This window comes from Nocardia sp. NBC_00511 (assembly GCF_045161165.1).
Taxonomy (GTDB): domain Bacteria; phylum Actinomycetota; class Actinomycetes; order Mycobacteriales; family Mycobacteriaceae; genus Nocardia.
Genome location: NZ_CP107849.1, coordinates 8,130,569 through 8,154,911, shown reverse-complemented (window position 1 = coordinate 8,154,911; position 24,343 = coordinate 8,130,569). Strand labels below are relative to the sequence as shown.

At 67.6% G+C, this 24,343-nt stretch carries 23 protein-coding genes and 1 riboswitch; of the genes, 7 read left to right on the top strand and 16 right to left on the bottom strand.

Translation table 11 applies throughout. From position 1 onward, the window contains the following. Positions 1-63: 63 nt before the first annotated feature. From OG300_RS37725 to OG300_RS37680, 10 genes are all read right to left on the bottom strand, one after another. On the bottom strand, positions 64-1,323 hold the full coding sequence (locus OG300_RS37725) for an acyl-CoA dehydrogenase family protein (protein ID WP_405489468.1): 1,260 nt from the start codon (positions 1,321-1,323) through the stop codon (positions 64-66). Positions 1,324-1,341: 18 nt separating this feature from the next. After that, the gene (locus tag OG300_RS37720) at positions 1,342-2,220 is read right to left on the bottom strand and encodes an SDR family oxidoreductase (RefSeq protein WP_405489466.1); all 879 of its coding nucleotides are present in this window, start codon (positions 2,218-2,220) and stop codon (positions 1,342-1,344) included. Positions 2,221-2,241: 21 nt separating this feature from the next. Then, complete coding sequence (locus tag OG300_RS37715) at positions 2,242-3,105, bottom strand: MaoC/PaaZ C-terminal domain-containing protein (RefSeq protein WP_405489464.1); 864 nt, start codon at positions 3,103-3,105, stop codon at positions 2,242-2,244. Between the two features lies 1 nt (position 3,106). Continuing rightward, positions 3,107-3,544: an SRPBCC family protein gene (locus OG300_RS37710; RefSeq protein ID WP_405489462.1), complete on the bottom strand. Its 438-nt coding sequence runs from the start codon at positions 3,542-3,544 to the stop codon at positions 3,107-3,109. Positions 3,545-3,567: 23 nt separating this feature from the next. Beyond that, positions 3,568-4,773 (bottom strand): lipid-transfer protein, encoded by a 1,206-nt coding sequence (locus tag OG300_RS37705; protein ID WP_405489460.1) that lies wholly within the window; start codon positions 4,771-4,773, stop codon positions 3,568-3,570. Positions 4,774-4,980: 207 nt separating this feature from the next. Then, entirely contained in the window at positions 4,981-5,628 is a 648-nt protein-coding gene (locus OG300_RS37700) for a TetR/AcrR family transcriptional regulator (RefSeq protein WP_405489458.1), read from the bottom strand. A 104-nt stretch (positions 5,629-5,732) separates the two neighbouring features. Beyond that, positions 5,733-5,966: a hypothetical protein gene (locus OG300_RS37695; protein WP_405489456.1), complete on the bottom strand. Its 234-nt coding sequence runs from the start codon at positions 5,964-5,966 to the stop codon at positions 5,733-5,735. Between the two features lie 187 nt (positions 5,967-6,153). Then, positions 6,154-7,410 (bottom strand): MFS transporter, encoded by a 1,257-nt coding sequence (locus OG300_RS37690; protein WP_405489454.1) that lies wholly within the window; start codon positions 7,408-7,410, stop codon positions 6,154-6,156. Positions 7,411-7,679: 269 nt separating this feature from the next. Next, positions 7,680-8,897: an NADP-dependent isocitrate dehydrogenase gene (locus OG300_RS37685; protein WP_405489452.1), complete on the bottom strand. Its 1,218-nt coding sequence runs from the start codon at positions 8,895-8,897 to the stop codon at positions 7,680-7,682. Between the two features lie 329 nt (positions 8,898-9,226). Further along, positions 9,227-10,720, bottom strand: a complete 1,494-nt coding sequence (locus OG300_RS37680) for an MFS transporter (RefSeq protein ID WP_405489450.1) — start codon at positions 10,718-10,720, stop codon at positions 9,227-9,229. A 136-nt stretch (positions 10,721-10,856) separates the two neighbouring features. Between OG300_RS37680 and OG300_RS37675 the strand changes: the two genes are divergently transcribed. From OG300_RS37675 to OG300_RS37660, 4 genes are all read left to right on the top strand, one after another. Further along, positions 10,857-11,537 carry a TetR/AcrR family transcriptional regulator gene (locus OG300_RS37675; RefSeq protein ID WP_405489448.1) on the top strand — a complete coding sequence of 227 codons (681 nt, stop codon included), beginning with the start codon at positions 10,857-10,859 and terminating at the stop codon, positions 11,535-11,537. Between the two features lie 12 nt (positions 11,538-11,549). Beyond that, positions 11,550-11,660: riboswitch (SAM riboswitch) on the top strand. A gap of 96 nt (positions 11,661-11,756) precedes the next feature. Next, positions 11,757-13,103, top strand: a complete 1,347-nt coding sequence (locus OG300_RS37670) for a bifunctional o-acetylhomoserine/o-acetylserine sulfhydrylase (protein WP_405489446.1) — start codon at positions 11,757-11,759, stop codon at positions 13,101-13,103. Further along, the gene (locus tag OG300_RS37665) at positions 13,100-14,263 is read left to right on the top strand and encodes a homoserine O-acetyltransferase (protein ID WP_405489444.1); all 1,164 of its coding nucleotides are present in this window, start codon (positions 13,100-13,102) and stop codon (positions 14,261-14,263) included. The genes OG300_RS37670 and OG300_RS37665 overlap by 4 nt, the downstream gene beginning before the upstream one ends. 166 nt (positions 14,264-14,429) lie before the next feature. Next, a complete protein-coding gene (locus OG300_RS37660; RefSeq protein ID WP_405489442.1) occupies positions 14,430-14,591 on the top strand; it encodes a hypothetical protein in 162 nt (53 codons plus the stop codon). On the opposite strand, the gene OG300_RS37655 is transcribed toward OG300_RS37660, so the two are convergent. Beyond that, positions 14,588-14,839 (bottom strand): DUF3017 domain-containing protein, encoded by a 252-nt coding sequence (locus OG300_RS37655; RefSeq protein ID WP_405498825.1) that lies wholly within the window; start codon positions 14,837-14,839, stop codon positions 14,588-14,590. The genes OG300_RS37660 and OG300_RS37655 overlap by 4 nt on opposite strands. 236 nt (positions 14,840-15,075) lie before the next feature. Beyond that, on the bottom strand, positions 15,076-15,570 hold the full coding sequence (locus tag OG300_RS37650) for a hypothetical protein (RefSeq protein ID WP_405489440.1): 495 nt from the start codon (positions 15,568-15,570) through the stop codon (positions 15,076-15,078). 195 nt (positions 15,571-15,765) lie between these two features. On the opposite strand from OG300_RS37650, the gene OG300_RS37645 reads away from it, so the two are divergent. Further along, on the top strand, positions 15,766-16,218 hold the full coding sequence (locus tag OG300_RS37645) for a tRNA (cytidine(34)-2'-O)-methyltransferase (protein WP_405498824.1): 453 nt from the start codon (positions 15,766-15,768) through the stop codon (positions 16,216-16,218). On the opposite strand, the gene OG300_RS37640 is transcribed toward OG300_RS37645, so the two are convergent. Continuing rightward, entirely contained in the window at positions 16,219-16,449 is a 231-nt protein-coding gene (locus OG300_RS37640) for a DUF167 domain-containing protein (protein WP_405489438.1), read from the bottom strand. Positions 16,450-16,472: 23 nt separating this feature from the next. Then, positions 16,473-19,859: an error-prone DNA polymerase gene (locus tag OG300_RS37635; RefSeq protein ID WP_405489436.1), complete on the bottom strand. Its 3,387-nt coding sequence runs from the start codon at positions 19,857-19,859 to the stop codon at positions 16,473-16,475. A gap of 158 nt (positions 19,860-20,017) precedes the next feature. Between OG300_RS37635 and OG300_RS37630 the strand changes: the two genes are divergently transcribed. Continuing rightward, the gene (locus OG300_RS37630) at positions 20,018-21,004 is read left to right on the top strand and encodes an SDR family NAD(P)-dependent oxidoreductase (RefSeq protein WP_405489434.1); all 987 of its coding nucleotides are present in this window, start codon (positions 20,018-20,020) and stop codon (positions 21,002-21,004) included. A gap of 31 nt (positions 21,005-21,035) precedes the next feature. On the opposite strand, the gene OG300_RS37625 is transcribed toward OG300_RS37630, so the two are convergent. Then, complete coding sequence (locus tag OG300_RS37625; protein WP_405489432.1) at positions 21,036-22,100, bottom strand: lipocalin-like domain-containing protein; 1,065 nt, start codon at positions 22,098-22,100, stop codon at positions 21,036-21,038. After that, positions 22,097-23,356: an oxygenase MpaB family protein gene (locus OG300_RS37620; protein ID WP_405498823.1), complete on the bottom strand. Its 1,260-nt coding sequence runs from the start codon at positions 23,354-23,356 to the stop codon at positions 22,097-22,099. The genes OG300_RS37625 and OG300_RS37620 overlap by 4 nt, the downstream gene beginning before the upstream one ends. 150 nt (positions 23,357-23,506) lie before the next feature. Between OG300_RS37620 and OG300_RS37615 the strand changes: the two genes are divergently transcribed. Beyond that, positions 23,507-24,340, top strand: a complete 834-nt coding sequence (locus tag OG300_RS37615; protein WP_405489430.1) for a TetR/AcrR family transcriptional regulator — start codon at positions 23,507-23,509, stop codon at positions 24,338-24,340. The last annotated feature ends 3 nt before the right edge of the window (positions 24,341-24,343 follow it).

Sequence of the window (24,343 nt, the reverse complement as noted above, 5' to 3'; positions counted from 1 at the left end):
CCAACTTGTTTCGAGCAAAGCGGAGCCGCCCGGCGGCGCACGACGGGCGGCTCCGGACGCGCACTACGCGAGCAGACCCTTGGCGACGTGAGTCACCTGGATCTCGTTCGAACCGGCGTAGATCATCAGCGACTTGGCGTCGCGGGCCAGCTGTTCCACGTGGTACTCCGACATGTAACCGTTGCCGCCGAAGAGCTGGATGGCATCCATCGCCACCTCGGTGGCGACCTCGGAGCAGTACAGCTTCATGGCCGACGCCTCCGCCAGGGACGGCGGCTTGCCGGCCTTGGAGCGTTCCAGCGCCATGAACACCATGTTCTGCACGTTGATTCGCGCCACCTCCATCTTCGCCAGCTTGAGCTGGATCAACTGGAAGCGGCCGATCTCCTGGCCCCACAGCTTGCGGGTCTTGGCGTAATCCACACAGACGCGGTGACATTCGTTGACGATGCCCAGCGCCATGAAAGCGACGCCGATGCGCTCGGCTGTGAAACTCGAACGGGCGCTTTCTCGTCCGTCGCCACCCTTGTGCTCCTCGGTCTCACCGAGCAACCGGTCCTTGCCCAATCGCACGTTGTCGAAGAACAATTCGCCGGTGGGTGAGGCGTGCAGGCCCATCTTCTTGAACGGCTTGCCCTGGGTGAAACCCTCCATGCCCTTGTCGAGCACGAAGGTCAGCACCTTGCGGTCGCGCTTGGCCGCACCGTCGCCCTCGTCGAGCTTGGCGTAGACGACGACGGTGTCGGCGTAGGGGCCGTTGGTGATGAAGGTCTTCTGCCCGTTGAGCAGGTAGTCGTCACCGTCGCGGCGGACATACGTCTTCATGCCGCCGAACGCGTCGGAACCGGAATCCGGCTCCGTGATCGCCCATGCCGCAACCTTTTTCATGGTCACGATGTCGGGCAGCCAACGTTGTTTCTGCGCCAGCGTGCCGCGCGAGAGGATGGTGGTCGCCCCGAGACCGATGCTCACGCCCATCGCGCTGACCAGGCCCATGCACACCCCGGACAGTTCGCTGACCAGCACCGCCATCAGCGATTCCTGCCCGGAGAACGGGTCACCGTCACCGGAGCGCGCCTTCTTCTCCGGCAGCGGTTCTCCGGCGGCGAGCGCTTCCTCGCGCTTGCGCTGCTTGGCCAGCAACTTCGTGATCGACTCCTCACCCAGGGCGTCGATCCCGAACTCGCTGAACAGCTTCCGGATGATCGGGTACGGCAGCATCTCGCCGCTGTCGAGCGCGTCCAGGTGCGGACGGATCTCCTTGTCGATGAACCCGCGCACCGCGCCGCGGATCAGCTCATCGGTCTCGGACCATTCGAACATCGTTGTCCGCCTTCCTGATTACGGCAGTCGCCCGGCGATATCGTCGATCTGCCAGGGTCCCTCGGTCTCGATGGTCTTCACGTCGTGCCAGCCCGCCAGCTCGGAGATCGCGCCACCCTGCACCGCGAACACCTTGCCGGTGATCGGGCACTTCTCGGTGGCCAGATACGCCACCACCGGGGAGATATTGGCCGGACTGAAGGCGTCGAACTCGCCCTCCTCCAGCACCGCGGCCTCGGCGGCCATCATCTCGCCCATCCCCGGCGTGGCCAGGGTCAGGCGGGTGCGGGCGATCGGGGCGATGGCGTTCACCCGCACGCCGTAGCGGGCCAGTTCGTCGGCGGCGACCAGCGTCAAGGCGGCGATCGCGGCTTTGGCCGCACCGTAGTTGCCCTGCCCGGCATTGGGCACCGTGGTACCCGACGCCGACGCCGTGTTGATCACCGCGGCCGTCGGCTGATTACCGGCCTTGGACTGTTGTTTCCAATACCCGGCGGCATGCCGCAGCACCGCCGCGTGCCCCTTGAGGTGCACGGCGAGCACCGAATCCCACTGCGACTCGTCCATGCCCGCGATGAAGGCGTCCCGCAGGATGCCCGCGTTGTTGACCACCACGTCGAGGCGGCCGAACTCCGAAATCGCCTGATCCACCAGGGCTTTCGCGCCCTGCCAGTCGGCCACGTTGTCGGTGTTGGCGATCGCCCGCCCCCCTGCGGCGGTGATCTCGTCCACCACCTCCTGGGCCGGACCGGCGTCGGTGCCCTCACCGGCATTGCTGCCGCCGAGGTCGTTGACGACCACCGCCGCGCCCTCCCGGGCGAACAGCAGCGCGTGCTCACGCCCGATACCGCGCCCGGCACCGGTGATGATGGCAACCCGTCCTTCGAGTGCGCCCATGAATGTCTCCTAAGTTCTTGATCAGTCGGCGATTTCGGCGAGGCCGTCGCTCAGGACGGTGTCGTCGCCGCGCACGGTGCGGAAGGCGTAGGTGGTGACCCCGTTCGCGCTCCCGGCCCGCCAGATCTGGGTGGTCAGATCGTCGTTCGGGAACACCATCTTCGAGAAGCGCACCGAGAACCGTCGCAGCCGAGCCACATCCGACCCCGCCACCTCGTTGAGCACACCCCAGGAGGACATGGCCATGGTGCACAGACCGTGCGCGATGATGCCCGGCAGCCCGGCGTCCTTGGCCACCTGCTCGTCCAGGTGCAGCGGCACCGGATCGCCGGAGGCCGGGGAGTACCGGTAGGTCTGATCGGCATCCACGTGCGCGGTGGCCGACGCCAGCGGCGGCTGCTCGGCCAGCGCCGGATCGAACCGGTGCGCCGGAGCGGCGTCACCGACCTGACGGCCCACGTCGATATTGCGGAAGAACGCGGTCATGTACTGCTCGTTGACCAGTTCACCGTCCTCCGAACGACATTCGATGAGGATGGTGATGGTGGACCCGTTGTCCTTGCCCTCGAACCCGATGGCCTTGGCCCGCGACACCAGCTTGTCACCCGGCCTGATCGGCCGGTGGAAGTGGAAGTCCTGCTCCCCGTGCACCACCCGGCCGAAGATGTTCATCGGGGCCACGTCGATGACGGGCATCATCATGGCCTCGAACACCGGCACGATGGCGAAGACCGGCGGCGCCACATCACCTTTGAGATGAGCCGGGATGGGATCGTTGGTGGCCGCGGCGTATTCGGCGATCCGCTCCCGCGTGACCTCGAACGTCTCGTCGTCCGACCAGGTACCCAGCCCCGACTCGTCGAATTCGACTGTCGTCGAAGCCATATCAGGCCGCCGTGGCGAGCGCGTCGAGCGCGGTGAGAGTCTTGTCCAGCTGAGTGAGGCCATCCTTCTCGACCGCCTTGCCCAGCGCGCCCTTGATCAGCGCACCCTCGAAATCACCGGAGACGGAGAACTTGCTGCCGCTGCCCTCGGGGGTGATGTCGAACGCGAACTGCACCTTCACGCCCGCCATGCCGGTGCCGCTGAGCACCAGGCGGCTCGGGGAGTCGACGCTCTCGACGACCCAGTCGATCTTGTTGGCCATGCCCAGCATGAGGATCTTCGCGGTCAGCTTCGCGCCCGGAGCGAGCACGGCGGGCGGCTCCTCCATCCAGCGCTCGTGGATGGAGAACCACTTGTCCCAGGTCTGCGGATCCGAGACGACGGCCCACAGGCCCTCGGGGCTGGCGTTGAGTTCCTTGCTGGCTTCGATGTGTCCCATGATGTTTCGCTCCTCGTCGAGTTCTAGCGCTCGGCGCGCTGGTAGGCGGTGACGACGGCCGCGCCGCCGAGTCCGATGTTGTGCTGCAGGGCGGCGGTGACGTTGTCCACCTGCCGCTTGTCGGCGGTGCCGCGCAGCTGCCAGGTGAGCTCACTGCACTGCGCCAAACCCGTTGCGCCCAAAGGGTGTCCCTTGGAGATGAGCCCACCGGAAGGATTGACGACCCACTTGCCGCCGTAGGTGGTCGCGCCCGCGTCGATCAGGTGACCGGCCTCGCCCTCCTTGGCCAGCCCGAGCGCCTCGTAGGTGAGCAGCTCGTTGGCGGAGAAGCAGTCGTGCAGCTCGATGACCTGGAAGTCCTCGATGGCGAGACCCGCCTGCGCGTAAACCTGCTGGGCGGCTTGCACATTCATGTCGTAGCCGATGAGGTTCTTGGCGCTGCCGTCGAAGGTGGAGCCGTAGTCGGTGGTCATGGCCTGCCCGACGATCTCCACCGCCTGCCGCGACAGGTCGTGGCGGTCCACGAACTCCTCGCTGGCCAGGATGACCGCGCCGGAACCGTCGGAGGTCGGCGAGCACTGCAGCTTGGTCAGCGGGTCGTAGATCATCCGCGAGCCCAGGATGTCGTCGAGCGAATACTCGTCCTGGAACTGCGAATACGGGTTGTTCACCGAATGCTTGTGGTTCTTGTACCCGATCTTGGCGAAGTGCTCGGCGGTGGTGCCGTACTTCTTCATGTGCTCGCGGCCGGCCGCGCCGAACATCCACGGGGCCACCGGGAACAGCACCTCGGAGATCTCGGCCAGGGCCATGATGTGGCGGCCCATCGGCTGCTCACGATCGTTCCAGGTGGAGCCGAGCGAGCCCGGCTGCATCTTCTCGAAGCCCAGCGCCAGCGTGCAGTTCGCCAGCCCGCCCCGAATCGCCTGCGCCGCGAGGTAGAGCGCGGTCGAGCCGGTGGAGCAGTTGTTGTTGACGTTGAGGACCGGGATGCCGGTCATGCCCAGCTCGTAGACGGCGCGCTGGCCGGAGGTGGATTCACCGTAGACGTATCCGACGTAGGCCTGCTCGACCTCGCGGTAGTCGATTCCCGCGTCCGCGAGCGCCTTGGTGCCGGACTCCCGGGCCATGTCCGGGTAGTCCCAGTCACTGCCGTCCTCGTTCTTGCGGCGGCCCGGCTTCTCGAACTTCGTCATGCCGACGCCGACGACATACACCTTGTTCGTCATCGAACTCCTCACATTGGGAACAGAAACAAACATACAAAGCTGTATGTAAACAGGCAAGAGGTCAGCCGGATTCTCAGCATCGCGCACAAGATCACCTGGTGAAGTTCGTACAACGTGACATACAGATGATGCGGTCAGCACGTGCACCGAACACGACGAAGGCCCCCACCGCACACTGCGATGAAGGCCCCGGAAGAGGACTGTCAGCTACTGGTCGACGACCCGGAACTCGGGTATCCGGGCCTCGGCGGCCGCACGCAACTGCTCCGCCGCCCGCAGCCACCGGCGATGCGACCGCTCCGGATCGGGAGAGATGAAGTTGGTGACCAGGATGCCGCGCAGCGTGTCCATGGCGGTATAGGCGAAATCGCGAACGTTCTTGCGGTCCAACTCATTCGGCACCAGCTGCGCGACCGCCAGCAACACCGCGTTGTTGACGAACGGCTCGACCTTCTCCATCTCGACGGCCAGCACCCGATCGGTGCGGCTGGCCACCCACAATTCGATGGCCGCGATGAACAGCGGGCCCTGATGCAGATCCCACATGGCTTCGAGGGTCGCGCCGATCGGATCGACTCCCGTTCGCAGCCTGCCGATCTCCTTCATGGCCGCCTCGGTGCGGCGCTGCGCCAGATGGCTGATCGCGGCCACCACCAGGTCGGTCTTGGATCCGAAGTGGTGCACCTGCGCACCCCTGGTTACCCCGGCCCGCTCGGCCACTCGCGGCGTAGTGGTACCCGCGTACCCGTACTCGACGAGGCATTCGATGGTGGCATCCAGCAGTCGCGTCCGCGTCTCGCTGCTGCGCTGCTCCTGGGTGCGGCGCGGCGGTTTCGAGAGAGAGGAGCTGGTCATGCCGGGAATCTTACACTTACATACAGCCGTGTATGTTCGCGCCCGGATTGCGGGCCGGCGGCGATCACCCCGAGCGTCCGCCGGCCCACGTCATGATCGGAGGACTACTCCGAGTCGTACAGGCAGGCGTCGCAGGTCCAGCCGGCGTCGGTCATGACGCAGTCGTTCAGACGGATCTTGGGGTTCCCGATGGTCTGCTGACAGGCGGTGGCACAGGCGTTGAGGTCGGAGTCGCAGCTGATCGGATCGGCGGAAGCGACCGCGGGCATGGCCAATACGGGCACTGCCAGACCGGCCAGCAAACCGGCCGCGAGCACAGCGGTTCGAATAGCACGCATGAGTGAGATTCCTTTCATAGCAAGCGATATCCGGTCGATCGAGCGCTCGTTTCGGCCGACAACTCGACGAGATTAACCCTGTTCGCTGTGAATTCAGCTCAATGATCGCTGTGAGTCTTTCATCCCTGATGTCTTGTTTACGGCGCGCTGCGATTGCGTTTCGACAACGTCAACGCGGCACCCACGACTACTGGGAACGCGAAGAACGCGCCACCAGCACAGTTCCAGCGAACATCAGTGTGCCGACCACTGCCAACCCCGCGCCCACCACCGCCGGAGCCGTATAGCCGAGCCCGTGCGCGATCACCAGACCACCCAGGAACGCACCCGCCGCGTTCGCGATGTTCAACGCCGCGTGATTGAGTGCGGCAGCGAGGGTTTGGGCGTCATGGGCGACATCCATCAGACGCGTCTGCAGGGCCGGGGCCAGCGACGCACCCGACGCGCCCACCAGGAAGGCCCCGAACGCCGCGGTGTACGGATTGTGCGCCGCCGCAACGAAAGCCGCGAGAATGACCACCATCGAGAGCATCGAGACGAAGATCGCCCGATCCACGCCGCGGTCGGCCAGCACGCCGCCGAAGATATTGCCCGCCACCATGCCCAGCCCGAAGAGCATGAGCACCACCGGAACCAGACCACTGGGCAGTCCGGCCACATCGGTGAGGGTGGTGGTGATGTAGGTGTAGACAGCGAACATCCCGCCGAAACCGACCGCGCCCACCACGAGCGTCAGCAGCACCTGCGAACGACGCAGCGCACTCAATTCGGTACGGGGATCGGTGAGTTTGATGCCGTGCAATTCCGGCACGAAACGATAGATGGCGGCCACCGTGGCCACTCCGAGAATCGCGACCACCACGTAGGCGTCCCGCCAGCCCAGATTCTGGCCCAGCCAGGTGGCTGCGGGAACGCCGACAACATTGGCGGCGCTCAAACCCAGCATAACCGCCGCAACCGCTTTCGCCCGCTGACCCACCGGCGCCAGCGACGCCGCCGCCAGCGACGCCACCCCGAAGTACGCGCCGTGCGGCAGACCCGACGCGAACCGGGCCACCGTCAACGTCGCGAATGTCGGAGCCACCACGCTGGCCGCGTTGCCCAGCGCGAACGCCGCCATCAACACGATCAGCAGCCGCTTGCGCGCCATCCGCGCGCACAGCGCCGCGATCACCGGCGCACCCACCACGACGCCCAGCGCGTACGCCGAAACAGCATGCCCCGCAGTAGGTTCCGAGACGTGCATGGACCGCGCGATATCCGGCAGCAGGCCCATGGTCACGAACTCGGTGGTGCCGATCCCGAATCCGCCCAGCGCCAGCGCCAGCATCGCCGGGATATGCCAGGTGCTCCGCGGTTCGGACGCGGAGGAGGCGGGGCTGGTGGTCGCTAAGGACTCGGAGACAGATTCGGCCACGGCCAATCGCAACACCGCAGCGAACATCCCCGATACCCCCACACGCGGTGATCTGACTCACCCCGGCCGAGAGCCCACCGCGACCCGCGACCGAAACCGCTGCCGCCCAAGGGTTCCCGCTCCCCCGCCGACCCGGCAGTGATCGCATTCACCACCGTCGCGGATCCCCGGGCCCACCACATCCGCTCGAACGTGAAAGCTTCAACCGGCCCGGAAAACAGTTCGGGCACCCGCCCACTCACCGGATTCGGTGAGGGCAGGTGCCCGGAATGTGTTCGGCGAGATGGTCTCGGCGCTCAGCGCAGCTCTCGTGCCAGGTTGGCATCCAGCACGCCGAGGAATTCCTCGGTGGTCAGGTAGCCCTGGTCGCCGCCGACCAGCAGTGCGAGATCCTTGGTCATCTGGCCGCTCTCGACCGTCTGGATGACCACGTCCTCGAGGGTCTGCGCGAAGCCGATCACCTCGGGGGTGTTGTCCAGCTTGCCGCGATGCGCCAGTCCACGCGTCCACGCGAAGATCGAGGCGATCGGGTTGGTGGAGGTGGGCTTGCCCTGCTGGTGCTGACGGTAGTGACGGGTCACGGTGCCGTGCGCCGCCTCCGCCTCACAGGTGCGGCCGTCCGGGGTGAGCAGCACGGAGGTCATCAGACCCAGCGAGCCGAAACCCTGCGCCACGGTGTCGGACTGCACGTCGCCGTCGTAGTTCTTGCAGGCCCAGACGTAGCCGCCCTCCCACTTGAGCGCGGAGGCGACCATGTCGTCGATGAGGCGGTGCTCGTAGGTGAGCCCGGCCGCGTCGAACTCGTCCTTGAACTCGGTCTCGTAGATGTCCTGGAAGGTGTCCTTGAACATGCCGTCATAGGCCTTCAGGATGGTGTTCTTGGTCGACATGTACACCGGGTAGTTCTGCTGCAGGCCGTAATTCAGCGAGGCCCGCGCGAAGTCCCGGATGGACTCCTGGAAGTTGTACATACCCATGACCACGCCGCCCTCCTCGGGCATGCGCACCACCTCGTGCTGGATCGGCTCGGAGCCGTCCTCGGGGGTGAAGGTCAGGGTGACCGTGCCCGCCTGGTGCACCTTGAAATCGGTGGCACGGTACTGGTCGCCGAAGGCGTGACGGCCGATGATGATCGGCTTGGTCCAGCCCGGCACCAGCCGCGGGACGTTGGAGATGATGATCGGGGCGCGGAAGATGGTGCCGCCGAGGATGTTGCGGATGGTGCCGTTCGGCGACCGCCACATCTTCTTGAGACCGAATTCCTCGACTCGCGCCTCGTCCGGGGTGATCGTCGCGCACTTCACGCCCACGCCGTGCTTCTTGATGGCGTTGGCCGCGTCGATGGTGACCTGATCATCGGTCTTGTCGCGGTACTCGATCCCGAGGTCGTAGTACTCGAGGTTCACGTCGAGATACGGATTGACCAGCTTGTCCTTGATGAACTGCCAGATGATCCGGGTCATCTCGTCGCCGTCGAGTTCGACGACGGTGCCTTCAACCTTGATCTTGGACATGGATCTTCGTGTCCTCCTAGGAAGGGGGTGCTCCCATTGCACGGCCGGTGAGCACCGCTTGTAGCGGACCCCAGCTGTTCAACAGACAACGTATACGCCTGGCGTTTGTCGCGGGCCCTGTGGTACCAAGTCCGCGCACTGGTGGCGCCAAGCAAGACAAGCGTACTGCTGCTATGGATCTCACCGCGCGGGCAGCCCCCGCTGTGCGGGATTCCCCGTCGGTTACCGGTAAGTAGCATTCCGGGTGATTTTCCACACCCCTCCAGCATGCGAAAACCCGCGCGCCGCAGCAAGGGGCTGCGACGCGCGGGTTCGTATATCTTCGCCGGTCAGACGCCCACGTGGACGTGCGCATCGCCCTCGATCAGATTCTGCGGCTTGTCCCGCACCATGAACGCCACGATCGGGATGCAGAGCAGGAAGAAACCCGCACCCAGGTAGAAGGCGACGTCGTAGCTGTGGATCGCGGCCCGCTGCATCACGTGGTCGACGGTCGCGTTGTTGCGGGCGTAGCGCGAGGCCGCCTGCACCGAGATGGTGGTCAGCAGCGCGGTGCCGATGGAACCACCCACCTGCTGCGCGGCGTTCAGCAGCGCGCTGGCGACACCCGAATCCTTCTCGTCCACCTGGTGCAGCGCGGTGGTCTGCATCGAGACGAACAGGCCGCCCATGCCGAGGGCGATCAGCAGGATCGCGGGCAGCAGGCTGCTCGCGTAGCTGTCGCCGTACTCCAGCTGCGCCAGGTAGAGCAGACCCGCCGCGCCCAGCACCGAACCGACCAGCATCAGCGGCCGCGGGCCGATCCGGGGCAGCAGCGCCGAGGCGACACCGGCCGAGACCATGATGCCCGCGGGGAACGGCAGGAACGCCAGGCCGGCCTTCAGCGCCGAGTAGCCCTGGGTGATCTGCAGGTAGAAGCTCAGGTTCAGGAACATGGCGAACATGGCGATCGGCACCAGCAGCGCCACCAGGTAGGAGCCACCACGGTTGAGCTCACCCGGAATACGAAGCGGCAGTAGCGGATTCGCGGTCCGACGCTCGATGGCGATGAACGCGGCCAGCAGCGCGACACCCGCGACGAGCAGGCCCAGCGTGGTGCCGGAGGTCCAGCCGTCGTCGGCGGCCTTGCTGAAGCCGTAGACGATCGAGACCAGGCCCAGGGTCACCGTGACCGCACCCGGCAGGTCGTAACCGCCGGTGCGCGGCAGCGGCACATCCTTGACCACGAAGGCGAACGCGCCGATCAGGGCCAGCAGCGCCACCGGTGTGTTGACCAGCAGCGACCAGCGCCAGTTGGCGTATTCGGTGAGCGCGCCACCGGCGATCAGGCCGATGGCCGCACCGCCCGCGGAGACACCGGCGAAGACGCCGAAGGCCCGGGCGCGCTCCTTGGCCTCGGTGAAGGTCACCGACACCAGGGACAGGGCGGCGGGTGCGAGCAGCGCACCGAACGCGCCCTGCAGGCCGCGGCCCGCGAAGAGTTCGGCGCCGTTCTGCGCCAGACCCGCCAGCGCCGACGCCCCCGCGAAGCCGACCAGGCCGATCATCAGGATGCGGCGCCGGCCCAGGTAGTCGGCCAGTCGGCCGCCGAGCAGCAGCAGGCCGCCGAAGATCAAGGTGTACGCGGTCAGCACCCACTGCTTGTTGCTGTCGCTGATGTTCAGGTCGTGCTGCGCGAACGGCAGCGCGATGGTGACGATGGTGGCGTCCAGGACCACCATGAGCTGGGCCATGGCGATCACGCCGAGGGCCCACCAGCGCCTGGAATCCGTTGGCTTACTTGCTGTTTGGTGTGAATCGAGGGTCGTTGCCGGAGCGGTCATGTCGTCTCCTCAGGGGCGGTCCGGGGCACTGAACCATCCTGACCCCATGCGACAATTGGCGTCAAGAGAAAAATGTCGCGGTGCGACAGTTGTCATACTGGGACACAATCCGACATATGCCATCTAACATGGGGACATGAACGCTCTGGGCCTGCGTGAACGCAAGAAGCAGCAAACCCGCACCCGCATCATCGAGGTGGCGCTGCAGCTGTGTGACCAGCAAGGCTTCGACGCCACCACCGTCGAGCAGATCGCCGACGCGGCCGATGTCTCCCCGCGCACCGTGAACCGGTACTTCGACAACAAGGAGGCGATCGTCATCGCCCCCATCGAGGACTGGGGCCTGGCGCTGGCCCGGGAGCTGCGCGCCCAGCCGATCACCGGCAACGAACTGCAGGCCCTGCTCGACGCCTTCATGGTGGTCGCGGAAGGCCTGATCCAGGGCGACAATCCGGTGCCGTTCCAGTGGTTCCAGCAAATGCAGCGCATCACCCGCGACAACCCGACGGTGCGCGCCCAGAGCCTGGAATCCGCGGACACCAAGACCCGCGCCCTGACCAACGTGCTCGCCGAGCGGATGAACAGCCATCCGGACGCGTTGCCGGTGCGAGTGGTGGCCGCCACCTGGCACGGCATCGTCCGAATGGGCATGGAATGCGAATTCGATTCGGACTCCGAGTTTCCCGACTGCGGCAGCGCCTCCTCGGCGCAGGCGTTGGCTGACAATGTGCTGGCGGCCTTTCGGGAATTCGTGCGCACCTGCGCGGTTCCGACTGTGGCAAGCCCCACTGCCAGTCTGGTAGCGACCGACCGTTAGAATCTCGCCACAGGTCAAGAGCATCAGCGTCAAGCCCCGGCTCGCTGATCGGCAACCCTCCAGCTGCGGTGGGGTGCTCCGGGTGAGGACCGGGCGTTCGAAGGCCGAACGCAAGCGCAAGTAGGAGGTCTACCGAAATGTGTTGTTGTCGAAGCCCATACGCCTTCCGATAACGTCAGACTTCCGCCATTCGGCGACCTTGTTTTCCTGGAGAAGCACATGAGTGACTCGACCGCGCCCGCGATCGCCCCCGACGGCAGCATCGACCCGGCCGACTGGTCCTTCGAGACCAAGCAGATTCACGCCGGCCAGTCCGCTGACACCGCCACCGGGGCCCGGGCCCTGCCGATCTACCAGACCACCTCGTACGCCTTCCGCGACACCGACCACGCCGCCGCGCTGTTCGGTCTCGCCGAGCCGGGCAATATCTACACCCGCATCATGAACCCCACCCAGGACGCGGTGGAGCAGCGCGTGGCTGCCCTCGAGGGCGGTGTCGCGGCGCTGTTGCTGGCCTCCGGGCAGGCGGCGGAGACCTACGCGATCCTGAACCTGGCCCAGGCCGGCGACCACATCGTGGCCAGCCCGCACCTGTACGGCGGCACCTACAACCTGCTGCACTACTCGCTGCCCAAGCTGGGCATCCAGGTCAGCTTCGTCGAGGACCCCGACGACCTGGCGCAGTGGCAGGCGGCAATTCAGCCCAATACCAAGGCTTTCTACGGCGAGACCATCGCCAACCCGAGCAGCTCGGTGCTCGACATCCCGGGCATCTCCGGTGTCGCGCACGCCGCGGGCATCCCGCTGATCGTGGACAACACGGTCGCCACCCCGTACCTGATCCAGCCGCTGAAACTGGGCGCCGACATCGTCGTGCACTCGGCCACCAAGTACCTGGGTGGGCACGGCACGGCGGTCGCGGGCGTGATCGTCGACGGCGGCAATTTCGACTGGACCGTGCAGAACGCGGCCGGGGAATCGCGTTTCCCGGGCTTCACCACGCCGGACCCGAGCTACCACGGCGCGGTGTTCGCGGATCTGGGCGCTCCGGCGTTCGCGCTCAAGGCGCGCGTGCAGTTGCTGCGCGACCTGGGTGCGGCGGTATCGCCGTTCAACGCGTTCCTCATCGCGCAGGGCATCGAGACGCTGAGCCTGCGGGTGGAGCGGCACGTGGCCAACGCGCAGGCGGTGGCCGAATTCCTCAGTGCGCGGGCCGAGGTCACCAAGGTGTACTACGCGGGCCTGCCGGACTCCCCCTGGTTCGAGCGTGGCAAACAACTGGCTCCCAAGGGTGTCGGCGCGATCGTGTCCTTCGAACTGGCCGGTGGCATCGACGCGGGCAAGAAGTTCGTCGAGGCGCTGGTGCTGCACAGCCATGTCGCTAACATCGGTGATGTGCGTTCGCTCGTGATTCATCCGGCCTCCACCACCCACTCCCAGCTGACTCCGGCCGAGCAGCTGGCTTCCGGCGTCACCCCTGGTCTGGTGCGTCTGGCGGTGGGTATCGAGGGCATCGGCGACATCCTGGCGGATCTGCGCGCGGGACTGACGGCGGCGGCAAGTTGACCGTGAATATCGAATCGAGCACCTCTCGTCCGGCGGCGGAACTTCTGCTTCCGCCGCCGGACGGGACGCTCGCGAGCATTGCCATCGGGGATGTCGAACTCGAGAACGGCAGTGTCCTCCCCGATGTGACCCTGGCCGTGCAACGGTGGGGCGAACTCTCCGCGAACGCCGACAACGTGGTGCTCGTCGAGCACGCGCTGACCGGCGACTCGCATGTGATCGGTCCGGCCGACGTGCACCACAGCGCGGCCGGCTGGTGGGACGGCATCGTCGGCGCGGGTGCGCCGGTGGACACCGGTGAATGGTGTGTCATCGCGACCAACGTGCTGGGCGGCTGCAAGGGCAGTACCGGTCCGGCGTCCCTGGCTCCGGACGGAAAGCCCTGGGGCGCAAGGTTTCCCGAGATCTCCATCCGGGATCAGGTGACCGCCGAACGCAAGCTGTTCGATCTGCTCGGCATCGAGCGCCTGGCCGCCGTGCTCGGCGGCTCGATGGGCGGCATGCGGGTGCTGGAGTGGATGGTCGGGCAGCCGGAACGCGTCGGCGCCGCACTGGTGCTGGCGGTCGGCGCACGCGCCACCGCCGATCAGATCGGCACCCAGACCACCCAGATGGCGGCCATCAAGGCCGATCCGGACTGGCAGGGCGGCAACTATCACGGCACCGGCCGCTCGCCGATGACCGGGATGGGGATCGCCCGGCGCATCGCGCATCTGACCTACCGCACCGAGTCCGAACTCGACCACCGTTTCGAGAACCACGCGCAGGGTGACGAGAACCCTTGGACGGGTGGGCGTTACGCGGTGCAGAGCTACCTGGAGTACCAGTCCGACAAGCTGGTGGCCCGCTTCGATCCGGCCACCTACGTGCTGCTGACCGAGGCCATGAACCGGCACGACGTGGGTCGCGGTCGCGGCGGCGTGGTGGCGGCGCTGTCGGGTACGCCGGTGCCGTGTGTGATCGGCGGCGTGGATTCCGATCGGCTCTACCCGCTGCGCACGCAGCAGGAGCTGGCCGATCTGCTGCCGGGTTCCAAGGGGCTCGAGATCATCCGCTCGCGGGACGGCCACGACGGTTTCCTCACGGAGTTCGACGCGGTCGGCAAGCTGGTGCTGGAGACGATGGAGCTGGCGCGCGCGGGTCGCGTAAGACATTCGTAAAAAGGTGCTGTGAAATACCGGCGGCGTCGCCGCCGGTTACGCCAGATTTCCGGTCTGTTTCATACCAATTGTCCTGACACACTGTCGGTTTCGGGAACATGACACCTCCGTAACCGTCAGCCCCCGATCCGTGTGCGAAGCGCGTCCGACCCGTAATGTATTCGACATGACGGCAGCATTCGATGACATGGATCTTCGCGATCTCGTCGCCCTGCTCTCCGATGAGGAGCAGCGCGAACTTCGCCCGGCAATCCTCCGCGTTCTACACCGCCTGCCCGACCAGGAGGTACTGCGCCGTGAACTGGGACGCCGCATGACTTCCGTCTAAGTGACGCCGAGACTGCTGATGGTGGCGGCCAGCACGATGATCGCGCCGCCCAGCACGGTCAGCCAGGCCACGTCGAAACCTTTGCTGCGCACCGCCAGCACGCCGACCCGATCGGTCGGCAGCAGCAGGCGCAGCGCGGCCGCCAGCAGGGTGGCGCCGCCGAAGAAGAAGGTTCCGCGCCGCCAGCGGTCGGCGGCCAGGAACACCACCGCGACGATGAGCACGACGGCGACCAGCAGGATGGGCAGATTGTCGCGGAGGAATTCGCCGCGACCCGGCTTCGCGAGCTGGTGGCCGCTGCGGCTGTCGGGCGCGGCATGGGCTGGACTCACGCGTCGAGCTTAACGGGCCCCCGCGCACCCGGCTTCCCGCGGCCGCGTCGCCACGGGAAGCCGGGTCTCCGCGCCCCGACGCGGGCTCGATGCGGTACGGCCGGACCCACTCCGCGATACGGCCGTGCCGTCTGCGCGGTGCGGGTGGCCGCTCATCGCGGTGCGGGCAGGCCTCGTGGCACGACTCGGATGAAATCCGTTGTCGCACCGGGTGTTCTGCTGGTCGGTTCGGTGCAGCCGACGGTGACGGCACCGGGTGCGACGGCGACGGTCCACAGCGGCACCCAGGTCGCGCCGTGTGCCGCCTGCTCCGGTTGCGCGTCGGGCGGCGGAGGCAGCAGGTCGAGCGGTTGCCCCGCGCCGAGCAGGGCGGTGCAGCGCAGCGCGCTCCAGTCGCCACCCTGCACGACCTTGATGTCGAGGACGGCGTCGGCGGGCAGGGTCACCCTGCGGGTCTCACCGAGTGGAATGCGTACCGCGCCATTGCTTTCGCCGGGATCGTCGCTGCCGTCGACGATGGGCGAGGTGGTGACCGGGGAGGTCGAGGCGGTGTCGCTGAACTCCTTGGCACCGGCACTCGAGCAACCGACCGCTACGAGGGCAGGCAATCCAGTGGCTACGACAATCAGCTTCGCGTTATTGAGCATGGTCACTCCTGGGTCTAGCCAGATCTGGAGCATTTGCGCTGTTTATCGCCTTCCATACTGGTCATTGTTACTTACGGTTACGTATACTTCGGATTTCCGCTGGATTGCCTCAAATCCCATCAGTAACTAGTTAGCTACCGATGGGCGTGCGGCGGCCGCTCCCCCTGCCGGTACATTCGCACCGTGCTCAAGCTGATGTTCTTCGAACCGCGCATTCCGCCCAATACCGGCAATGCCATCCGCCTGGCGGCGGGCACCGGCTGCGAGCTACACCTGATCGAACCCCTCGGCTTCGACCTATCCGAGCCCAAGCTGCGCCGCGCCGGACTGGACTACCACGATCTGGCGGTCGTCACCGTCCACCGAAGCCTTTCCGCCGCTTGGGATGTCATCCAGCCCGACCGCGTGTTCGCCTTCACCGCCGCGGCCACCACCCACAACACGGACGTCACCTACCGCCCCGGCGACGTCCTGCTCTTCGGCCCCGAACCCACCGGCCTCCCCGAAGAAGTCCTCACCGACCCCCACATCACCGACCGCCTGCGCATCCCCATGCTCCCCGGCCGTCGCTCCATGAACCTCTCCAACGCCGCCGCCGTAGCCGTGTACGAGGCCTGGCGGCAAATGGGCTTCCCGGGCGCGGTGTAGTCAGCTGTCGATCTCGAAGCGTTTGAAGCGGGAGGTCGCACCGGCGGTGAGGCGCACCGCGGATTTCGCGACACCGAAGTGGTCGGCGAGGAGTTCGCAGGCGGCCTTGTTGGCCTTGCCCTCGACCGCGGGGGCGCGGACGTAGAGCTGCAGGGTGCCGTCGTCGAGGGGCTCGACGAGCGGGCCCTTCTTGCTGTTGGGCTTGATGATCGCTCGGACGACGGTGGGCATACCCGCATTCTCCGGCAGGCGGTTCAGCGGAAGTCACGGGAGCGCGCTTCGATGCGGAGGTCGAGGCGTTGGACGTGGTCGGCGACGATGGTCACCGCACCCTCGGCGTTCTGGAGGCGGCCGCGGATGAGCAGGGCGGGGGCCACCTGGACGAGGCGGCGGTAGCGGGCCCAGAGGCCGACCGTGCAGACCACATTGACCATGCCGGTCTCGTCTTCCAGGTTGAGGAAGGTGACGCCGCCCGCGGTGGCGGGGCGCTGACGGTGGGTCACCGCACCGCCCACCAGGACTCGGGTGCCGTCGCGGATGCCGAGCAGGGCGGCGGCGGGGACGACGCCCAGGGCGTCGAGGCGTTCGCGCAGGAATTCGGTGGGGTAGCTGCCGGGTGAGACGCCGGTGGCCCAGACGTCGGCGGCGGCCAGTTCCAGGGCGCTCATGCCGGGCAGGGCGGGGGCGGCGGTCACCGCGCCGGTGCCGGGCAGCCGGTCGTGGCGTTCCCCGGCGGCCGCGCCCGCCGCCCACAGTGCCGCGCGCCGGGTGTCGCCGAGGCTGCCGAGCGCGCCCGCGGTGGCCAGCGATTCCGCTTGCGCCACAGTCAGTTCCACCCGCCCGGTGAGATCGAGGAACGAGGTGTAGGGGCCGGTGGCCAGGCGGGCGTCGACGATCTGCTCGGCCAGGTCGGTGCCGATCTGGCGGACCGAGGCCAGGCCCAGCCGGATCTCGAGCCCCTTCGCCTCCAGGGTCGCCTCGGCCAGGCTGTGGTTGATGTCGGGTCCGTGCACCGCCACCCCGTGCCGCCGGGCGTCCGCGACCAGGGATTGCGGTGAGTAGAAGCCCATCGGCTGGGCGCGCAGCAGTCCCGCGCAGAAGGCCGCCGGATGATGCAGTTTGAACCACGACGAATAGAACACCAGCGAGGCGAAACTCTGCGAATGGCTTTCCGGGAAGCCGAAATTCGCGAAGGCGCACACCTTCTCGTAGATGCGGTCGGCGATCTCGCCGGTGATGCCGTGCAGTTCCCGCATGCCCTGGTAGAAGCGTTCGCGCAGGCGTTCCATCTTCTCCGGTGAGCGTTTGGAGCCCATGGCCCGGCGCAGCTGATCGGCTTCGGCGGCGCTGAATCCGGCGATGTCGACGGCCATCTGCATGAGCTGCTCCTGGAACAGCGGGATGCCGAGCGTGCGCTCGAGCGAATTCTCCAGCGCCGCATGGTCGTAGACGACCTTCTCCCTACCGTTGCGCCGCCGGATGTAGGGATGCACCGAGCCGCCCTGGATGGGTCCGGGCCGGATCAGCGCGACCTCGACCACCAGGTCGTAGAAGGTGCGGGGTTTCAGGCGCGGCAGGGTCGCCATCTGGGCGCGCGACTCCACCTGGAAGACGCCGACCGAGTCCGCGCGGCAGAGCATGTCGTAGACAGCGGGTTCGGTCAGATCGAGGCGGTGCAGTTCGACGGTCTCGCCCTTGTGCTCGGCGACCAGGTCGATCATGTAGTGCAGGGCGGAGAGCATGCCGAGCCCGAGCAGATCGAATTTCACCAGGCCCGCGCTGGCGCAGTCGTCCTTGTCCCATTGCAGCACACTGCGATTCGCCATCCGCGCCCATTCCGTCGGGCACACGTCGGCGATGGGCCGATCGCAGATCACCATGCCGCCGGAGTGGATGCCGAGATGCCTTGGCAGGCCCTCCAATTCACCGGCCAGCGCGAGCACGTCCGCCGGGATCTCGGTGTGCTCCTCCTTCGCCACTCCGGTCCAGCGGCTCACCTGTTTGCTCCAGGCGTCCTGCTGTCCGGTCGAGAACCCCAGGGCGCGTGCGGCATCGCGCACCGCGGACCGGCCGCGATAGGTGATGACATTGGCGACCTGCGCCGCGTATTCGCGCCCGTATTTGGCGTAGACGTGCTGGATCGCCTCCTCGCGCCGATCCGATTCGATGTCGACGTCGATATCGGGCGGCCCGTCGCGTTCCGGTGACAGGAAGCGTTCGAACAGCAGCTTGTTGGCGACCGGATCCACATTGGTGATGCCGATGGCGTAGCAGACGGCCGAGTTGGCCGCCGAACCCCTTCCCTGACAAAGGATGTCGTTGTTCCGGCAGAAGCTGACGATGTCGTGCACGACCAGGAAGTAGCCCGGGAAGCCGAGGGTGGCGATCACCGCCAGTTCGTGTTCGAGCTGCCGGTAGGCGTCCGGGTTCCCGGCGGGCGGACCGTAGCGGCGGGCCGCGCCCTCGAGGGTGAGCGCGCGCAGCCACGAGTTCTCGTCGTGTCCGGCGGGGACGTCGAAGGGCGGCAGTTTCGGTGCGATCAGTCGCAGGTCGAAGGCGCATTCCCGGCCCAGCCGAACGGCATTGGCCACCGCGTGCGGACTGGCCGCGAACAGTCGCGCCATCTCGTCGCCGGAGCGCAGGTGCGCGCCGCCGGTGGGCGCCAGCCACCCGGCCATGTCGTCGAGGCTGGAGCGGGCGCGGATGGCGGCGAGTGCCATGGCCCGCCGCCGCTGCGGCGGGGCCGCGAAATGCGCTCCGGTGGTGGCGATCACGGGCAGTCCGACCCGGTCGGCGAGGGCGAGGAGCCGGGCATTGCGTTCGTCGTCCTCGGGGATGCCGTGGTGGGTGAGCTCCACGCTCACATGCTCGGCGCCGAAGCGTTCGATCAGCTCGTGCAGGGCCGTCTCGGCGGCGGCGTCGCCGTGCTGAAGTGCCTGCCGCACAGTCCCTTTCCGGCATCCGGTGAGTACGTGCCAGTGTCCGCCCGCCGCCTCGGTGAGCCGGTCGAGGTCGTAGCGCAGGATGCCCTTCTCCCCCGCCGCCATGTGGGCGGCGGCCATTTCCCGGGACAGGCGGCGGTAGCCCTCCTGCCCGCGCGCCAGGATCAGCAGGTGCGGTCCGGCGGGGTCGGGTGAGCCGTTGCGCGGCTCCGAATCCTGCAGCGCCGCTTCGGGTTCGCGACCGCGGCGGCGACCGCGAGCGGTCTGGTTGACGCCGCCGCGCGGGGCCAGGTGCGCACCGGCCCGAGCGGCGGTGCCGATGGACAGTTCCGCGCCGAAGATGGTCGGCATGCCCCATTCGCGGGCGGCCTCGGCGAAGCGGACGACGCCGTAGAACCCGTCGTGGTCGGTGAGGGCGAGGGCTTCCAGGCCGAGTCGCACGGCCTCTTCGACGAGTTCCTCCGGCTGGCTGGCCCCGTCGAGAAAGCTGTAGGCGGAGTGGGTGTGCAGTTCGGCGTACGGCACCGCGGACGCGGCCGGGGTGAGGTCACCGGCCTGGTACTTCTCGCGTTTGCGGGACCAGGCGGGGCTGTCGCCGCCGTCGCCGTCGATGGCGGGTCGCTGTGCGGTCGGGTCGGGACGTCCGGAGAGGACGCGCTCCATTTCCGCCCAGGAGGGTGGGCCGTTGTGCCAGCCCATGGGCGCACCTCCTCCGCAATCCGACCGGTCTCGAGTATCGAACATACATTCGAAACCGATTGGTCTCTACAACGGCCCGCGAACCACCCGCCGTACAGCGTGGCGCTCCAACTTACTTTGGAGTAAGTTCAAGGCAATTCGACTGCAAGGGAGCACCGATGACCGACACCTCCGATCCCAGCGGCAACGGTTACCTGGCCCGACGACGCGCCCGCCGCGATCTGACCGGTAAGCACGTCGTCATCACCGGCGCGTCCTCGGGCATCGGACGCGCGGCCGCCGTCGCCGCCGCGGAGAAGGGCGCGGTCGTCATCCTGCTGGCCCGCCGCGCCGACGAACTGTCCACCGTGGTGGACGAGATCACCGCCGCAGGCGGCAGCGCCTTCGGCTACCAGTGCGACGTCACCGACGCCGACTCCGTCGAGCAGGCCATCGACGCCATCCTCGGCGCCCACGGGCACGTCGACATGCTGGTCAACAATGCCGGGCGCTCCATCCGCCGCGCCGTGCACCGCTCCACCGACCGCATGCACGACTTCGAGCGCACCATGGCCGTCAACTACTTCGGCGCGGTGCGCATGACCCTGGCGCTGCTGCCGCAGATGCGCGAACGCCGCGACGGTCACATCGTCAACATCTCCAGCGCGGGCGTGCAGGTGGCCACTCCCCGCTTCGCCGCCTACCTGGCCAGCAAGGCCGCCCTGGACAAGTTCGCCGAGGTGACCGCAGCCGAGATGCGTTCCAGCAACATCACTTTCACCACCATCCACATGCCGCTGGTGCGCACGCCGATGATCACGCCCAGTGGCGATCAGGGCACCGGCACCCAGTCCGCGGAATGGGCGGCGGCCACCATCGTGCGCGCGCTCACCGAGCGCCCGCGCCGCATCGACGTCCCGCTGGGCACCCTGGCCGAGTATGGCAACCTGGTCGCGCCCGGCATCAAGGAGCGGGTGCTGCACCGCTACTACCGCGCCATCCCCGATTCGGCCGCCGCCAAGGGCGAGACCGTGGTCGAGCCGGAGACCACCGACGTGGAAATCATCACCCCGCAACGCCATCGGCGTCCGGTGCCGCCCGCCGTGCGCGTCACCGGCACCGCCCTGCGCCGGGCGGCCCGGCTGGTGCCGGGCACGCACTGGTAACTCGGTTCACGCAATCACGGTGGCCCCGAAGCTATTTCAGGGCCACCAGTTCGTGCAGGGTGGTCCCGGAACGCCGCACCGTGGTGCCGTCGTCCTCGTGCACGGTCAGTTCGAACGAGGACGAGAAGCGGAAGTAGGCCGGATGCCCGATCGCCCGGTGCACCAGGGGTTTGAGCAATCGGGTCCGGGCGACGGGAATGTCGTCGACGAAATCGTGTGCGTCGATGACGTTTTCGACGGTCAGCCGTAGTTCCAGCCGATCCGGCACCCGCAGCGCGATCCACTCCGGATAGCTGCGCCCGGCCACCGGATGCTGAATCGGCGGCCCCTCGGTGAGAGCGGTCTCGCCGGTCGAGAGCACGATGTCGCCACCGCGGGCCAGCATCAGCGGCGCGATCTCGTGGCTGCCGCGGCGCTGCTGGGTGAGCACGTCGGCGTACAGCAGCGAGTAGTCGTCGGTGTAGAGCCGTCCCCAGTGCCAGCGGTCGATGATCTTCTTCATATCGCCGACGCCCCAGTTGTGGTCGGCGTAGCCGCGCCCGGTGACGGTGTGCGCGACCCCGTCGATCTCGAGGGTCCCGGTGACCCGCGCCCGCGGGGCGGCCACCACCCAGCCGAAGCGATCCCTTGCGCCGAAACGGGTTTCGCCCTTGCCCGGCATCCAGCTCGGAGTCTCGTTCTCGAAGCGCAGGTCGAAGACCAGCCCGTCCTCGGCGAGGCGCAGGTGGTGCACGGGCAACCCGCCGGGCCGGAATTCGGCCCGGGCGCGGTTGTCGCCGATGCGCACCTCGCAGGCGTCGAGCGCGTAGGCGGCCGCGCCGCGCGGATACTTCCTGCGTGCCGCACGACGGGTGCCGTCGGGTGCGTAGACGATCAGTTCGACCCAGGGCCGGGCCAGCGGCGGGTCCTCGGGGCGGCGCTTGGTCAGGAAGCCGACCACCACGTGCCCGGTGTCGAGGTGGGCGTCGAAGTACCAGTGTTCGAAGGCGAGTGGGCTCGACGACGGATGCAACCCGTTGTGCCAGGGTTCGACCGCGGTCAGTTCCCCGTCCCGGCGGCCGGGCCCGTTCCACACCTCGGTGATGTCGGCGGTCATCGGCGCAGTCCTCCGCTCGCGTCGAATTGTGCTTCCCGGCCCCGCATTTGAGCGCGATACCAGTTCTCGCGATGCCACAGCATCAGCCGTTCGTGCCGCCGCGCGAAGGGCGGGAACACTCTTCGGGTCACCTCGACCGCGGTGATCAGCGGCAGCCGCGCGATGGGGATGAGCAGCCACGGCAGCGCGGGCGGCATCCGGTAGCGCCGCCGGGTGGGCGGAGCCATGTACATGGCGGAGTAAACGGAGTTGATCCGGAAGTTGTAGGCGGCCCGCAACCGGACCAGTCCACGCTGTCCGTCGCGCGGGGCGAAGGCCAGCGGATACGACTCGATGAGTTCCGCGCCGTGCGTCCCGGCGTCGTAGGAGCGCGACACGATGGTCATGGCCAGCACCCGCAGCGCGTCGGCGAGGGTCTCCGGATACCAGCGCAACCGCACCCCGAGCAGATGCCCCAGATACTTCTGGAAGTGCAGCAGCGCACGGATTTCCGAGACGGTGGTCTGGTAGCCGAGCAGCCAGAGTCCGAGCCCGGGGGTGACACTGCCGCCCAGCAGGGTCAGCAGCTGGTAGGTCTGCGAGATGGGCAGCCCCCAGCGTTCGATATCCCATTCGGGGTGCGCGGCGACGTGGGCGCGGATGGAGACGTGCATGACCCGCACCTTCATGGCGGTGGCCCGGCCCGCCGAGCCGGGGGTCAGCAGCGCGCCGGGTTCGGAGACGTCGATCCAGAATCGGCAGGTCTCGAGGAAGCGCCGCAGCGCGCTGTCCCCGGCGTACCCGCCCGCCAGCGACAGCGGGGTGGCGACGGCGGCCTCGGTGTACATCTCCAGGGTTTCGGCCCCGGCGAAGCTGAAAAGCATTGTGCCCCAGCGCCGCCAGATGGCCGCGCCCTGTTCGACCAGGTCCGGCCGCACCCAGTCGGGGACGGTCTCGAATTCGTCGAACAGGGCCCGCATGGATTCCGGGGCGTCGGGCGACGCCTCGATTCCGGCGGTCAGCGCGGTGTCGAGCATTCGCCGTCCGGCCTGGGAGCCGATCGGCCCGTGCATCACCTCGGCGACGAAGCGTTCGGCGACGGGATCGCCGGAGAACAGGTCCTCGCACAGGGCGATGGCGTGCTCGTCGGCGGGAAAGAGCCGGGAGCCGGTGAGCGCCTTGACGATTCGTTCGGCGCGTCGTACCGCGGGCTCATCGCGGGCCTCCCAGTAGCGGAAGGCGGTCGGGGTTTTCACGGGTGGCGGCGTGGAGACGATTCCGGTCACAGCCAGACCGTACCCGAAAGTACGGAGTACTGTACTGAAAAGTATGGAGCCCATCACCCGCCTACCCCGGCCGACACCGAGCCGATGCCATCCCCCGCTCTTCTACGATCGAGCCGTGACGACCGACGCCCCCGGACACCGATGACCGCCGACACCCCGGATTCGGCCACGCCCGATCGGTCCGCGCCTTCGGACCGCGTCGCCACCGACCCCTCGGCCAGCGCCACCGCCGACCCGTCGAACTCAGCCGACGCCGCCCCCTCGAATCCGGTCTCCATCGGCTCCGACCCGGCGACGGTTGGCCGGGACACCGCCCCCTCGAATCCGTCCGCATCCCCTCCCTCACACTCCGCTGCGGGCCACGCGGAGCGGGTGGCCGCTGTACCACGCGCGCGCTCGAAAAAGGCTGCGGCACAGCAGCGAGGGGGTGGGCGCGGGTCCCGGCTGTCGTATGACGATTGGGTCGACGGCGCGCTGACGCTGCTCGCGCGCGAAGGCGTCGCGGCGCTGAAGATCCCGCGCCTGTGCGAGGAGCTGGGCGTCACCAAGGGTAGCTTCTACTGGCATTTCGACGATGTCGATCAGCTGGTGGAAGCCATGGCTGACCGCTGGACCGCCACCCAGGCCGCCGCCATCCAGGACCTGGGCGCGCTCGCCTCGCTGCCCGTCGAGCAGCGGGTGCAGACCATGGGCGCGCTACTGGTGGAACGCAATTGGCTCACCGAATCCACCGTGCGCGAGTGGGCGCGCACGCATCCGCGGGTGGCCGCCGCCGTCACGGAACTGGACCGGCGGATCTTCGAGACCATCCGCACGGCCATGCTCGAGCTCGGTTTCGACGCCGAGGCGGCGCGGCTGCGCGCGGGGGCCATGGTCTATCTGGGCATCGGTTTCATCCACGGCCGCGGCAGCCTGCCGGTGCCGACCCATCGCGAGGTGAACTCGGTCCTGGAACTGCTGCTCCGCAAAGCCTGAGTG